General features: G+C 53.3%; 14 protein-coding genes. 3 read left to right on the forward strand and 11 right to left on the reverse strand.

The window, feature by feature from the left end:
- The first annotated feature begins 45 nt into the window (after positions 1–45).
- Entirely contained in the window at positions 46–870 is an 825-nt protein-coding gene (locus HV350_RS19865) for a YaeF family permuted papain-like enzyme (RefSeq protein ID WP_181629192.1), read from the forward strand.
- 47 nt (positions 871–917) lie between these two features.
- Here HV350_RS19865 and nlpE read toward each other — a convergent pair whose 3' ends face one another.
- The 3 genes from nlpE to HV350_RS19880 are packed head-to-tail and all read right to left on the reverse strand — an operon-like array spanning position 918 to position 2614.
- On the reverse strand, positions 918–1619 hold the full coding sequence (gene nlpE, locus HV350_RS19870; RefSeq protein ID WP_087121852.1) for an envelope stress response activation lipoprotein NlpE: 702 nt from the start codon (positions 1617–1619) through the stop codon (positions 918–920).
- A 30-nt stretch (positions 1620–1649) separates the two neighbouring features.
- On the reverse strand, positions 1650–2072 hold the full coding sequence (arfB, locus tag HV350_RS19875) for an alternative ribosome rescue aminoacyl-tRNA hydrolase ArfB (RefSeq protein ID WP_016151775.1): 423 nt from the start codon (positions 2070–2072) through the stop codon (positions 1650–1652).
- Positions 2069–2614 (reverse strand): YaeQ family protein, encoded by a 546-nt coding sequence (locus HV350_RS19880; RefSeq protein WP_046275338.1) that lies wholly within the window; start codon positions 2612–2614, stop codon positions 2069–2071. The genes arfB and HV350_RS19880 overlap by 4 nt, the downstream gene beginning before the upstream one ends.
- 188 nt (positions 2615–2802) lie before the next feature.
- On the opposite strand from HV350_RS19880, the gene HV350_RS19885 reads away from it, so the two are divergent.
- Both HV350_RS19885 and rof read left to right on the forward strand, forming a co-directional pair.
- Entirely contained in the window at positions 2803–3003 is a 201-nt protein-coding gene (locus HV350_RS19885; protein WP_003018499.1) for a YaeP family protein, read from the forward strand.
- On the forward strand, positions 2990–3250 hold the full coding sequence (rof, locus tag HV350_RS19890) for a Rho-binding antiterminator (protein ID WP_016151773.1): 261 nt from the start codon (positions 2990–2992) through the stop codon (positions 3248–3250). Before HV350_RS19885 ends, rof begins: the two co-directional genes overlap by 14 nt.
- A gap of 54 nt (positions 3251–3304) precedes the next feature.
- On the opposite strand, the gene tilS is transcribed toward rof, so the two are convergent.
- The 8 genes from tilS to lpxA all read right to left on the reverse strand — a co-directional run bounded on the left by tilS (position 3305) and on the right by lpxA (position 14361).
- Complete coding sequence (gene tilS, locus HV350_RS19895) at positions 3305–4597, reverse strand: tRNA lysidine(34) synthetase TilS (protein WP_181629194.1); 1293 nt, start codon at positions 4595–4597, stop codon at positions 3305–3307.
- A gap of 61 nt (positions 4598–4658) precedes the next feature.
- A complete protein-coding gene (locus HV350_RS19900; protein ID WP_016151771.1) occupies positions 4659–5048 on the reverse strand; it encodes a VOC family protein in 390 nt (129 codons plus the stop codon).
- 66 nt (positions 5049–5114) lie between these two features.
- Complete coding sequence (gene ldcC / locus HV350_RS19905; protein WP_181629196.1) at positions 5115–7253, reverse strand: lysine decarboxylase LdcC; 2139 nt, start codon at positions 7251–7253, stop codon at positions 5115–5117.
- Between the two features lie 99 nt (positions 7254–7352).
- Complete coding sequence (gene accA, locus HV350_RS19910; RefSeq protein ID WP_003018513.1) at positions 7353–8312, reverse strand: acetyl-CoA carboxylase carboxyl transferase subunit alpha; 960 nt, start codon at positions 8310–8312, stop codon at positions 7353–7355.
- Positions 8313–8324: 12 nt separating this feature from the next.
- A complete protein-coding gene (dnaE, locus tag HV350_RS19915; RefSeq protein WP_094760743.1) occupies positions 8325–11807 on the reverse strand; it encodes a DNA polymerase III subunit alpha in 3483 nt (1160 codons plus the stop codon).
- 24 nt (positions 11808–11831) lie between these two features.
- Complete coding sequence (gene rnhB, locus HV350_RS19920; RefSeq protein ID WP_019078405.1) at positions 11832–12428, reverse strand: ribonuclease HII; 597 nt, start codon at positions 12426–12428, stop codon at positions 11832–11834.
- Positions 12425–13573, reverse strand: a complete 1149-nt coding sequence (gene lpxB, locus HV350_RS19925; protein WP_080859352.1) for a lipid-A-disaccharide synthase — start codon at positions 13571–13573, stop codon at positions 12425–12427. The genes rnhB and lpxB overlap by 4 nt, the downstream gene beginning before the upstream one ends.
- Positions 13573–14361: an acyl-ACP--UDP-N-acetylglucosamine O-acyltransferase gene (gene lpxA, locus HV350_RS19930; RefSeq protein WP_003018525.1), complete on the reverse strand. Its 789-nt coding sequence runs from the start codon at positions 14359–14361 to the stop codon at positions 13573–13575. The genes lpxB and lpxA overlap by 1 nt, the downstream gene beginning before the upstream one ends.
- Positions 14362–14363: the final 2 nt, after the last annotated feature.

A 14363-nucleotide genomic window follows, 5' to 3' on the forward strand; every position in this document is an offset into this window, starting at 1 on the left:
ACAAGGCCCTGAGGATCAGGGCCTTTTTTACATGGATTGTATAAAATGGCTAAACCAACGGCGTATTACCGCCTGCTCCTCCCCTTCGTTCTTCTGCTTTCAGCCTGCACGACTGACGTCAGTCAGCAAAATTCATCAGCAACCGCTGTTGATGCCCAGGCAAAGAAATGGGAGGTAAAACTCCAGCATCAAAGTTCATTTACCGATCAAGCGCTGCATGAAATTACGGATACCGACCTCAGGCCGGGCGACCTGCTGTTCTCCTCCAGTCTTGGGGTGACCTCATTTGGTATTCGCGCGTTCAGCACCTCTTCTGTCAGCCATGTCGCCGTTTACCTTGGCGATAATGAAGTTGCCGAAGCGACCGGGGCGGGAGTACAAATCATTTCGCTTAAAAAGGCTGAAAATCACAGCGATAAGCTTTTTGCTCTGCGGGTCCCCAACCTCACACCGCAGCAGGCCGAAGAAATCAAAACATTCGCTTATAAAATCAAAGATAGCGGCTATAACTACCGCGGCATCGTCGAATTTATTCCGTTTATGGTGACCCGGCAAATATGTTCATTGAATCCTTTCTCAGAGGATTTTCGCCAGCAATGCGTCAGCGGGCTGGCAAAAGCACAGTTGAACAATACCAGCGAAGGAGAAAAGAAGGTGTGGTTTTGCTCCGAATTTGTAACCGATGCGTTTGCCACAGCCGGGCATCCGCTAACAATGGCGCAGCCGGGTTGGATTAGCCCTTCCGACCTGATGCATATGCGCGAAGGTGACATTTCCGCGTTTAAGTCTGAAACGCAGCTACAGTATATCGGCCACCTGAAGTTAGGGATTTATATCAAAACCAGCCGTTTTGTTGGATTGATCCGATAAGAAAAAACTGTCCGGGCGATCGCCGGACAGTTTTTATAAGCTGCAGATTAATCATCGCAACTCTGGCCAGGGATAAACTTAATTTCTTTATCCGCTCTTAAGGTTTTCACTGGCGTGCCCGTATCAGGATTTTCTTCCATCGTGAAGTGCCCTTCCACAGTAAGCAGAACTGCCTTATCCGTTGCACCACGCGCAGTCAGATAATCTCGCTCCAGTTGTGCATTGTTCGCGACAGAGACTCTTTTACCCGTCGCACAATCAGTGAAGGTTGCCGCGTCAGCCATATAGAAGTACATGCCCCGCATCGGCATTGGCGTCACCGGTAAGCTGGCGGAAACTGGCTCAAGCGTGTAGTTGAACTGTGACTCAATCGGGTTACCTTCACGATCGAGCATCTCCAGCGCTTCACCTTTTGCCCGGTAGTACGACTTCTCACCTTTGCTGTCAGTCAGCACCAGCTTATCGGCAGTGCGCGCCCATGTACCATAAGAAGCAAAGGAGGACGGTTCATCTCGCACGCCCTGATAGCGTTCATTCATCACCCATGTGCCGTCTTTTTCCAGGAACAGAGAGGTTTCAATTCCTTCGCAGTCCGCGCAAGGCAAAATGCCACGCCAGCTTTGCTGCATCGGTTTTAATTCTGCCGCCCGCGTCGGCTGTAGTACATCGACTTCAGTACGGTTGTTACAGCCGATCAAGGAAAAAAGCGTGCATGCAGCGACCACGGACAATATTGCTGTTTTCACTATGAATTCCTTATAATTTTTTATTCCCGCTCGTCAGTCTTGCGTTCGACGAACTCTCCCACGCAGTGCTTTCACTGTAGATTTTTGCGCCTTCGATGACAACCTGCGCTCTTTCGAGGCGCGCGTAGGACGTGTTGCCTGTCGGCTTTTTTGCACCGCGGTTAATTCTTTTATCACCGCCACCAGTCGGGAGATTGCCGCTTCCCGATTTAGCTCCTGGCTACGGTATTCCTGCGCCTTAATGATAATAACGCCATCGCTGCTAATCAGATGATGGCTGGCGGCCAGCAGACGTTCCTTGTAATACTCTGGCAGGCCTGAGGCCCGAATGTCAAAGCGCAAATGGATAGCCGTGGAGGTCTTGTTAACGTGCTGACCGCCCGCGCCCTGTGCCCGAATCGCCGTGATTTCCAGCTCACTGTCAGGGATAGAGACGTTCCGGGAGATAACAATCATGAACGCGGCTGCCACGCGGTCAGATGAATTTCCAGATTGTTCTGAGAATCAGACAGCCAGATGGCGCCATCCTGGATAGTTGCCTGCAGCGCCATTGTACGACCAGCAAAATCACTCAGTTGCGCCAGTTGTTCATCATCCAGATACCACACGGTGAGGTTTTTAAACTGCGCACACTTGTTCTGATTTTGCTGCCACCAGATCTGGGCCGCACGGCTGTTGTAAGTAAACAGAGCAACCTCACCAGACTGGGTACAGGCTTTTTTAATACGACGCTCATCCGGCAGTCCCAGTTCAATCCAGAGATCGATGCCCAGATGATCGTTACGCAGCCATGCTTCAGGCTCGTCTTCAGCACTCAGGCCACGCGTGAACTGCAGCCGTTCATCGGCATATTTAATCCAGGCCAGCAGGCGCAGCATCATGCGCTCCTGGGTTTCAGAGGGATGACGCGCCAGCGTCAAGGCCGCGTCAAGGAACTGGTTGCGGTCGAGATCCGCTACGTTGACGACGGCTTTATAAATTGTCGCTTTAAGCGCCATGAGAGAACTCCTTTCGAATCAGGCGCTCATTGTAGCGAAAACTGCGGCAAAAGGCTGCTAACAGCTCCTCAATCAAGGCGCTGATATTGCTTGAATGAGTATGGTATAGTCACCTTGCTAAACAGAGTTTATCTTCGTAGGCTTAGACTTGCATCCACGGTTAAGTCAGAGTGCTGACAGGAGGGCATGTGGAAAAATATTGTGAGTTAATACGCAAGCGGTACGCGGAAATCGCCAGCGGAGACTTAGGGTATATCCCGGATGCGCTGGGTTGCGTATTGAAGGTGCTTAATGAAGTGGCGGCAGACAGCGCCCTTCCAGAGTCGGTCAGGGAAAAAGCGGCCTATGCTGCCGCCAACTTACTGGTGAGCGATTATGTCAATGAATGAAACGTATCAACCCATCAATTGTGATGATTACGACAATCTTGAACTCGCCTGCCAGAACCATTTGTTACTGACGCTGGCGCTTAAAGATGGCGAAGTTTTGCAGGCGAAAGCGAATGACCTGGTTTCACGCAAAAACGTGGAGTATCTGGTCGCAGATGTCGCAGGTGAAATCCGGGAGCTTCGTCTCGATAAAATTGCCAGCTTCAGCCACCCGCAAATCGGTACCGTGGTCGTCAGCGAATCTTAACTTTTCTTGCACCTTATCAGGCCTAAATGACCAGGCCTGATAATCGCACCGCCATCAGGCATGCCAAATCAGACTCATACCTTCTTCATCTACCGCCGCACCCTCACGCGTCACAAAAACACCCGCAGCCGCAATCAACGTTTCACCGTAAAACAACAACGGCGTGGTATCTCGTCGCCAGGGCGGGATCCCCTGCTCCTGCCAGATTTTCTTTAATTTACGTCCACCGTTACGCCCGACAATATGCAATACGCCTGGCGCTTTAAAACGAATACTGACGGCTTCACCTGCTTGCGGCATGCGCAATTCGCCAGCAGAGATTAGCTGCACCGAGCCTAACCCATCTGGCAGCGTCAACGGCGTTTCCCGGCATGACCACGGGATGACTGTTTCGCTTTGCCCGTCGACCGATTTAACCCACCATAGCTGTGACTGATAGCGACGGACCTCATATTCTCCTAGACGAAAACAGGGGGAAGCATCTTCTCGCGCCAACGCCACTTCCTGCCAGATACGTTCCAGCCCGTCCCGGGAAGGCATCGGCGCATTTACCCCCGCCAACCAGCGACGAAGCAGAGCGGCACGCCGCACGCCACTCATCATCATTAACGGTGCCAGTAACAGTGTGCCTTGGGCAGTCACGCAGTCGGCTAAATCATTGGCCAGCAGTTCATCCAGTAAACTCTCCTGCTCGGCGCACAGCGCGGCGCTACGGGCTGCGGCTTGCGCGAAGTGCGGCCATCGTTGTTGGAGCAAGGGGGTAACGCGCAATCTGAGAAAATTGCGATCGTAGGCATCATCCTGATTACTTTCATCTTCGATCCAGCATAATTCATGCTGTCGCGCCCATGCTTCAAGCGCCTCTCGCGTTTGCGCCAGCAGCGGTCGAATCAGTTGGGTTCCGGCAAATGGTGAGCTTTCGCCCATGGCGGAAAGCCCGGCAGGACCACTGCCGCGCTTAAGCGCCAGTAGAAAGGTTTCACACTGGTCGTCGAGATGCTGGGCGGTCATCAGCACTTCACCCGGTAGTAAGGTCTGCGCAAATGCCTGATAGCGCGCGCGTCGCGCCTGAGCTTCGATGCCCAAACCATCATCCTCAAGATGGACCCGTTCAACCACCAGCGGCACCTGCCACTGTGCGCATACCGACTCACAGTGTTGCACCCAACTGTCTGCCTGCGGGCTTAATCCGTGATGAATATGGATTGCACGCAAGGCAACCTCAGGATTTTGCGCTCGCCACAGTACCAGCTGATGCAGCAGCACGGTGGAATCCAGCCCGCCGCTAAAGGCGACCAGAATCGATTGAGAATTCAGCAGTGAAGTGTTCAGCGTGAGTGTCGTCATGATGGTTACTTACAAGGGCATTGCCCGGCACATTGCCAGGCTAATGCCACAATGATAAGACTTACAGCTCGTACAGTTCGAGCGGTAATCCGTCCGGATCGTTAAAAAACGTAAAGCGTTTGCCGGTAAACGGATCGATACGCACGGATTCGCACTTCACGTGGTGAGCTTCCAGATGCGCGATCGCTTTTTCCACGTCATCTACGCTGAACGCCAGATGGCGTAAACCGCAGGCTTCCGGTCGGCTCGGACGGCAAGGCGGAAATGGAAAAGAAAAAAGCTCAATCACATACTGACCGTTCAATGCCAGATCACCCTTCCACGAGTCACGTTCTTCCCGGTAGGCTTCGCTGATTAGCGTAAAGCCCAGCACATCACAGTAAAATGCCTTACTCGCCGCGTAATCCGTCGCAATAATGGCAATATGGTGAACCTGTTTTAATCCCAGCATAGCGTCATCGCCTCTTTCGTTTTTCTGCCAGCACGTTACTCGTGCGTAATGGGTTCACGCAAGTCGTCATGCCATTTTTAGGACTCGCACGCGATACACGCCATCCTCACCCAGTTTAGCGCCATGGATATCGGTTTCAAATCCGGGATAGTGATGACCCACTGAACACAACATCAGCAGAAAATCGAGTACAGCCCGACTTTTGGCCGTGATCATTTCCCCGGGCATCAAGAGCGGCACACCGGGAGGATAAGGCAGAATCATATTGGCAGAAATGCGCCCCACCAGTTGATCGAGCGCCACCGTTTCGACCTCACCTTTGATCTGCCGCTGCCAGGCCTGGTGCGGGGTCATTTTCATTTCCGGTAAGGTATCAAATGCCCGCAGCATCAGCCCGGAGAGATCGTGCTGGCGGATCAGCTTATGGATCCCCTGCGCCAGATCCTGAATACGCATATTACGATAGAAATCGGGATCCTCGGCATACAGATCCGGCAGCATATTTTTCACGCGTAAATTCAGATCGTACGAGCGTTTAAATTCCGTCAGGCCGCGCAGTAGCCCCATCGCCCGGGTTTTATCAATGCCAATACTGAACAGGAACAACAGATTATACGGTCCCGTTTTCTCGACAACGACGCCGCGCTCATCAAGGAATTTCGCCACCAGCGCCGCAGGGATCCCCTCTTCACTCATATTTCCCTGTTCATCCATTCCCGGCGTAAGAATGGTGACCTTCACCGGGTCGAGGAACATATGGTCGGCGTCAGCATCAACAAATCCGTGCCAGTCTTCACCAGGCGCTACCGGCCAGCACTCCGCCTCATCTACCCTTTCCGGCTGCCAGATATCAAAGAACCAGCCATCCGACTCTTCGCGTAGCCGCTGCACTTCTTTACGGAAATGCAGCGCCCGCTCCACCGAACGATTGATTAACCGCTTGCCTGAATTGCCACGCAGCATTGCCGCCGCCGTTTCTATCGACGCAACAATCGGGTAGCTCGGGGAAGTGGAGGTGTGCATCATAAAGGCTTCGTTGAACGTCTCTTCGTCGTAGTCGCCCTTAATGTGGATCAGAGAAGCCTGTGATAGTGCCGCCAGCATCTTGTGGGTTGACTGGGTTTCAAAAATCACTTTCCCTGGCACCCGTTCGCCGCTCATCCCACTTTTCCCCTGATAGATCGGGTGAAAATGGGTATACGGCACCCAGGCAGAATCAAAATGAATGGAGGGCACATCCAGGGTTTGCTTGATCCAGTTGGTGTTATACAACAGGCCGTCATAGGTGGAATTGGTGATCACCGCGTGTAACGGCCATAGTGCCTGAGGGGTCTCTTCTACCTTGCGTTCAATGCTTGCGCGGGTGAATTCCCGACGAGGTATACCGCCGAGGATCCCCAGCGCATTGCGCGTAGGCTTCAGCCAGATTGGCACCACATCGCTCATCATTAGCAAATGCGCCAGCGACTTATGACAGTTGCGATCAATCAGTAGCGTACTGCCTGAAGGCGCGGCATACATGCCGACAATCTTGTTCGACGTCGAGGTGCCGTTGGTCACCATATAGCTCTGCTCGGCGCCAAAGGTGCGCGCGATATACTCCTCCGCTTCCAGATGCGGGCCGGTATGATCCAGCAGCGAACCCAGTTCAGTCACGGAAATAGACACGTCGGCCTTCAGCGTATTGCCGCCAAAGAAATCATAGAACAGGCAGCCTACCGGGCTTTTCTGATACGCCGTTCCCGCCATATGTCCGGGCGTACAGAAGGTGTACTTTCCTTCCTTCACATAGGTAAACAGCGCCTTGGTGAAAGGAGGCGTGATGTTATCGAGGTATTCGCTGGTGTACTGACGGATGCGGGTTGCAATATCTTCAGACTGGCCCAGCGCATACTCAAAAAACCACAGTGCCATGCGCAGGTCGTGCGCGCTGACATCCATCGTCGAATGAGTATTAATAAAGGCGTAGAGCGGGAGATACTCGTTGAGCTGGTTGATGTCACTGCACAGATCCAGACTGTATTCATCCCAGTCAAAAATGACACCGCAAATTCGTGGGTTATGTTCGATAAACTTAAGCAGGTCGACGCTATTCTGCGGCCAGATAATCTGAAACCCCTGCTGTTGCAGCGCACGCTCAAGTTCCTTGATGGGCTCATCTTTATAAAAGACGCCATGCGGTCCCATGATGGCAATGATATTCATGTGTTCCTCCTGGAAAAACCTTAGTTAATCATAGCCTGGTGAAACCACAGGTAAAAAAAAGGGCCACAGCGTTGTGGCCCTTTTCAGAATTAATGCAGTTTACGCGTAACCGTAGCTCATCAGACGCTGGTAACGACGGTTTTTCAAATCATCTTTGCTTAACACGTCGAGGTCGGCGAGATCGGCCAGCAGCTGTGCTTTCAGGGACGCAGCCATCACTTCCGGGTTACGGTGCGCGCCGCCCAGCGGTTCCGGGATGATAGAGTCGATAAGCTTCAGCTCTTTCAGACGCGGCGCGATAATCCCCATTGCTTCTGCGGCCAGCGGCGCTTTGTCGGCGCTTTTCCACAGAATGGAGGCACAACCTTCCGGGGAGATAACGGAATAGGTGCTGTATTGCAGCATATTCACTTTATCGCCTACGCCGATCGCCAGCGCGCCGCCGGAACCACCTTCACCAATAACGGTGCAGATTACCGGTACGCTCAGACGCGACATTTCGCGCAGGTTGCGCGCAATCGCTTCAGACTGACCACGTTCTTCCGCGCCCACTCCCGGATAAGCCCCTGGGGTGTCGATGAAGGTAATGATCGGCATATTGAAACGCTCGGCCATTTCCATCAGACGCAGCGCTTTGCGATAGCCTTCCGGTGCCGGCATGCCGAAATTACGACGAATTTTTTCTTTGGTCTCACGGCCTTTCTGATGACCAATGATCATCACCGGACGGCCATCCAGACGCGCGATGCCGCCGACAATAGCTTTATCATCCGCATAGGCACGATCGCCCGCCAGCTCATCAAATTCATCAAATGCCAGGCGGACATAATCCAGGGTGTACGGACGCTGTGGATGGCGCGCCAGCTGGGCTACCTGCCATGCGCCAAGATCGGCGAAGATTTTACGCGTCAGCTCTACGCTTTTTTCACGCAGACGATGCACTTCTTCATCGATGTTAATATCCAGTTTCTCATCCTGACGGCTAACCGCAGTCAGAGAATCGATTTTTGCTTCCAGCTCTGCAATCGGCTGTTCAAAATCAAGGAAATTCAGACTCATAGTATTCCTGTATTAGTCAAACTCCAGTTCCACCTGCTCCGAACCAATAAGGCCACGGAGATCGTTTAGCAAACGATCGCTCGGAGAGACACGCCACGTTGCGCCAAAACGCAATCGCGCACGTGCATCCGCCCTCTGATAGTAGAGATGTACTGGAATTGTCCCCGAGCGGTGGGGTTCCAGAGACTGACGGAGTCGGTTTAAAAGCTGGTCATCAATTTGCCTGTCCGTCAGCGAGATAGCAAGCCCGCGAGCATATTTTTCCCGGGCTTCGTCAATATCCATGACTTCACGGGCCATCATTTTAAGCCCGCCACTGAAGTCATCAAAGCTGACCTGTCCGCTGACGATAAGTATGCGGTCTTTTTCCAGCAATTGCTGGTATTTATCCAGGGCGTCGGTAAACAACATAACTTCCAGACGCCCGGAACGGTCATCCAGGGTACAGATGCCGATACGATTGCCGCGCTTGGTGACCATTACCCGCGCAGCAATGACGAGCCCCGCAGCCGTGGTGACTTTACCACGTTCTGTCGGATGCATGTCTTTCAGCCTGTGGCCTCCAACATAGCGCTCAATTTCTTTTAAATACTGATTGATGGGGTGTCCCGTCAGGTAAAGCCCTAACGTTTCACGTTCCCCTTCTAATACCACCTGCTCCGGCCACGGTGTACAGTTAGCATAAGACTGTTCAATTTGTTCCGGCTCTTCAGCCAGCACGCCAAACATGTCCGCCTGACCCGTTGCCTCGGCTTTCGCATGCTGATCGGCGGCTTTTAGCGCATCGTTGAGCGAATTCATCAGCGCCGCACGATGCGGACCAAGGCGGTCAAACGCCCCGGACATGATTAACTTTTCCAGCACCCGGCGGTTGAGTTTTTTGATGTCCGTGCGCGCACAGAGATCAAACAGCTCGCGGAAGTAACCGCCTTCGTTGCGCGCCTCAATAATAGCTTCAATTGGCCCTTCACCCACGCCTTTTATCGCGCCGATGCCATAGACAATTTCGCCATCATCATTCACGTGAAAATGATAAAGCCCGGAGTTGATATCCGGCGGCAGGATTTTGAGCCCCATACGCCAGCATTCATCCACCAGCCCGACCACTTTCTCGGTGTTATCCATATCGGCGGTCATTACCGCCGCCATAAACTCGGCGGGGTAATGCGCCTTCAGCCATAGCGTCTGGTAAGAGACCAGCGCATAGGCAGCGGAGTGCGATTTGTTAAATCCGTAACCGGCGAATTTCTCCACCAGGTCAAAGATTTTCATCGCCAGTTCGCCGTCGACGCCGCGCTTTTTCGCCCCTTCTTCAAAGGTGCCGCGCTGCTTAGCCATCTCTTCCGGCTTTTTCTTACCCATCGCACGACGCAACATGTCCGCACCGCCAAGGGTATATCCGGACAGCTCCTGGGCAATCTGCATAACCTGTTCCTGATACAGGATAATGCCGTAGGTCGGCTCCAGTACCGGTTTCAGACACTCATGCTGCCATTGTACGTCCGGGTAGGAAATCTCTTCGCGACCATGCTTACGGTCGATAAAGTTATCTACCATCCCCGACTGTAGCGGACCTGGACGGAACAGGGCCACCAGGGCGATCATATCTTCGAAGCAGTCAGGCTGCAGACGTTTGATAAGATCTTTCATGCCGCGGGATTCAAGCTGGAAGACCGCTGTGGTCTCCGAGCGTTGCAGCATGTCGAAGCTTTTCTTGTCATCCAGCGGGATAGCGGCGATATCCAGCGGCGGCTCGCCGTTCTTTTCACGGCGCGCGTTAATCATTTCCAGCGCCCAGTTGATGATGGTGAGCGTACGCAGGCCGAGGAAGTCGAACTTCACAAGGCCGGCATATTCCACGTCGTTCTTATCAAACTGAGTAACCGGGTGCAGCCCCTGTTCATCGCAGTACAGCGGCGCAAAATCGGTAATTTTGGTCGGCGCGATAACTACACCACCGGCGTGTTTACCGGCGTTACGCGTGACGCCTTCCAGCTTACGCGCCATATCGATCAGCGCTTTAACCTCTTCATCTGCCTCATAGATTTCCGGCAGTTGGGGTTCGGCTTCAAAGGCTTTTGCCAGCGTCATGCCCGGATCGGGCGGCACCAGTTTCGAAATACGGTCCACGAAGCCGTACGGGTGTCCCAGCACGCGCCCCACGTCGCGGATAACCGCTTTGGCCGCCATCGTACCGAAGGTAATAATCTGCGAAACCGCATCACGACCGTACATTTCCGCCACGTGTTCAATTACCCGGTCGCGTTTCTCCATACAGAAGTCAACGTCGAAGTCGGGCATTGAGACACGTTCCGGGTTCAGGAAACGTTCGAACAGCAGGTCAAATTCCAGCGGATCCAGGTCGGTAATTTTCAGCGCATAGGCGACAAGCGAGCCGGCACCGGAACCACGTCCAGGGCCTACCGGTACGCCGTTATCTTTCGACCACTGGATAAATTCCATCACGATCAGGAAGTAGCCAGGGAATCCCATCTGGTTGATAACTTTCAGTTCAACTTCCAGACGCTCGTCATAAGGCGGGCGCTTCTGCGCGCGAACTTCAGGGTCCGGGAACAAAAACGCCAGACGCTCTTCCAGACCTTCGCGCGATTTCGCCACGAGGAAATCCTCGGTGGTCATATCACCGGTCGGGAATTGTGGCAGGAAATACTCACCCAGACGTACCGTCACGTTACAGCGCTTAGCTATCTCAACGGTGTTTTGCAGCGCTTCCGGAATATCGGAAAACAGCTCGCACATCTCATCTTCGCTACGCATGTACTGCTGCGGCGAATAATTACGCGGGCGTTTCGGGTCGTCAAGGGTGAACCCGTCATGGATTGCCACGCGGATTTCATGCGCGTCAAAATCACCGGTTTCAAGGAAACGAACATCGTTGGTCGCCACCACCGGAAGACCACGCCTTTCCGCCAGTTCTACCGCTGCATGCAGATAATTTTCTTCATCTTGCCTACCGGTACGGATAAGCTCGAGGAAATAACAATTTGGAAAATGTTCTTCGTAAAACGCTACGCACTCATCAACCAGCGCGCTATTACCGCGCAGCAGGCTGCGCCCGACGTCGCCCATGCGGCCGCCAGAGAGCAAAATCAAACCTTCTTTTAACTCGGCCAACCAATCCCGGTCGATGACCGGCCCTTCTGCGCCATAACCACGCTGATAGGCTTTCGATATCAACAACGTCAGGTTCTGATAGCCGGTATTGTTTGCGGCCAGCACGGTGAGCTGCGTGAGTTCATCGCCCAGCAGTTCGCTACGGACATGAAAATCTGCGCCAACTATCGGCTTGATACCCGCACCGTGACCCGCTCCGTAAAACTTCACCAGACCACACAGGTTGGTAAAATCGGTGATCGCCAGCGCAGGCATGCCTAACACGGCCGCCTTTTTCACCAGCGGCCCGGTTTTCGCCAGCCCATCGATCATGGAGTAGTCGCTGTGCACCCGCAGGTGGACGAAACGAGGTTCAGACATCTTCAGATTCCTTCGACACAAGAATCAGGACGTGAGTCCCAGTGCGCGTTTGACGGGGCCAAAACTACGGCGATGGTGCTCTGTTGCGCCATGCATTGCCAACTTTTCCAGATGAAAAGCGGTTGGATAGCCTTTGTGCTGTGCAAAGCCATACTGCGGGAACACCGTATCCAGGGCCGCCATTTCAGCATCACGAGTGACTTTTGCCAGTATCGACGCCGCGCTAATCTCCGCCACACGGCTATCACCTTTTACCACCGCCAGCGATGGCACCGGTAATGCCGGGCAACGATTGCCGTCGATCAGTACGTATTCCGGCGCTATATGCAGACCCGCAACCGCACGCTGCATGGCCAGCATAGTGGCATGTAAAATATTCAACTCGTCGATTTCATGTGGTTCAGCACGCCCCAGGCTCCAGCTTAACGCTTTTTCTTTAATCTCATCGAATAGCGCCAGGCGACGTTTTTCCGACAGTTTTTTTGAGTCGTTAAGACCGATAATAGGGCGAGCCGGATCCAGAATGACGGCGGCAGTGACGACCGCGCCGACTAAAGGACCACGTCCAACTTCATCTACACCCGCCACTAAATGCGTATGCGGATATACAAATTCAATCATTGCGCTAACTCCAGGACCGCATCCGCCGCCTGCTCATCAGCGTTGCAACGGATCTGCTGATGCAGTTCACGGAATGTGTCGTGCATCGCATGGCTGGTTTTGCCATTCGCCAGCAACGGCAACAGCGCTTGCGACAGCGCCTGCGGTTCGCACTCTTCCTGCAACAGCTCTTTAACCAGTTCTCTTCCCGCCAGCAGGTTAGGTAGCGAAACGTAATCGGTCTTCACCAGACGCTTTGCCAGCCAAAAGGTGAAAGGTTTCATACGATAGCCAACCACCATCGGGCATTTTGCCAGCATACATTCCAGCGCAGCGGTGCCGGAAGCCAGCAGTGCGGCATCGCTGGCAACCATCGCTTCACGTCCCATCCCATTAAGCAGATGTACGGAAAGCTCCGGTGCAACTTCAGCTTTAATGCGCTCAAACTGCTCGCGACGTTTGGCATTCACCAACGGCACTACCACTTCGAGATCTGGATAATGCTGGCGTAACAACTGCGCCGTTTTCAGAAAATCGGCGCTGAGCATCTCCACTTCTGCGCCACGGCTTCCTGGCAATAGCGCCAGGCAGTGAGCGTCATGGGGAATACCCAGAACATCGCGAGCCGCGTTTTTATCCGGGTCCAACGGCATGGCATCTGCCATGGTATGACCGATAAAGCGGCACGGGACGTTAAATTTGTCATAAAACGCTTTTTCGAAAGGCAGAAAGGCCAGCACCATATTGGTGGATCTGCCTATTTTGAAAACGCGTTTCTGTCGCCAGGCCCACACAGAGGGGCTGACGTAATGAATGGTTTTAATGCCCTGCTTTTTCAAATTCCCTTCGAGGGTAATATTGAAATCAGGCGCATCAATACCGACGAAAACATCCGGCTTTAAGTCGGTAAATCGGCGAGTGAGATCGGCGCGTATTTGCAGTAAACGGCGCAGGCGTCCGAGCACTTCAACAATGCCCATTACCGCCAGCTCTTCCATTTCGTACCAGGCTTCACAGCCTTCGGCCTGCATCAGCGGACCCGCCACGCCAACAAAACGCGCATTGGGAACGCGAGCCTTGAGTGCACGGATTAACCCTGCACCAAGAATATCGCCGGAGGTTTCTCCGGCGACGAGGGCAATCGTTAAAGGACGCTGCTCAGTCATTAACGAATCAGACCACGCGTTGAGCGCTCAAAGAAGTCGCTGAAAGCCTGAACTTCAGGGTACTGTTTCGCCAGTTCCGCGATTTCCGGTTTCACCTCTTCCAGCGTTTTACCACTACGGTACAACGCTTTGTAGGCATTACGAATCGCGGTAATCGCTTCGCGGGTGAACCCACGACGCTTCAGACCTTCGATATTGACGCCAAATGGCGTTGCGTGGTTGCCCTGGGCGATAACGTATGGAGGCACGTCCTGAGCAACGCCAGAACAGCCGCCAACCATCACATGCGCGCCGATGATGCAGAACTGATGCACCGCAGTCATGCCGCCGATGATAACAAAATCATCCAGCGATACATGCCCGGCAAGCGTGGCGTTATTCGCCAGAATACAGCGGTTGCCTACCGTACAATCATGCGCGACGTGCGCATTAATCATCAGTAAGTTATCGCTGCCCACCTTCGTCACTCCACCGCCCTGCACTGTGCCACGATGAATGGTGACGCTTTCGCGGATGCGGTTGCGATCGCCAATTTCCACGCGGGTCGGTTCGCCAGCATATTTCAGATCCTGGTTAACTTCACCGATGGAGGCAAACTGATAGATCTCGTTATCGCGACCAATTTTTGTATGGCCATTCACGACAACGTGAGACTTCAGTACGGTACCCTCACCAATTTCAACATGGGGTCCAACAATACAAAATGGGCCAATGTGAGCGTTAGCGCCAATGCTGGCGCCTTCTTCCACAATGGCAGTTGGGTGAATAAAGGCGGATTTATCAATCACGT

The sequence above is a fragment of the Citrobacter sp. RHBSTW-01013 genome (genome assembly GCF_013781985.1).
Taxonomy (GTDB): Bacteria; Pseudomonadota; Gammaproteobacteria; order Enterobacterales; family Enterobacteriaceae; genus Citrobacter; species Citrobacter braakii.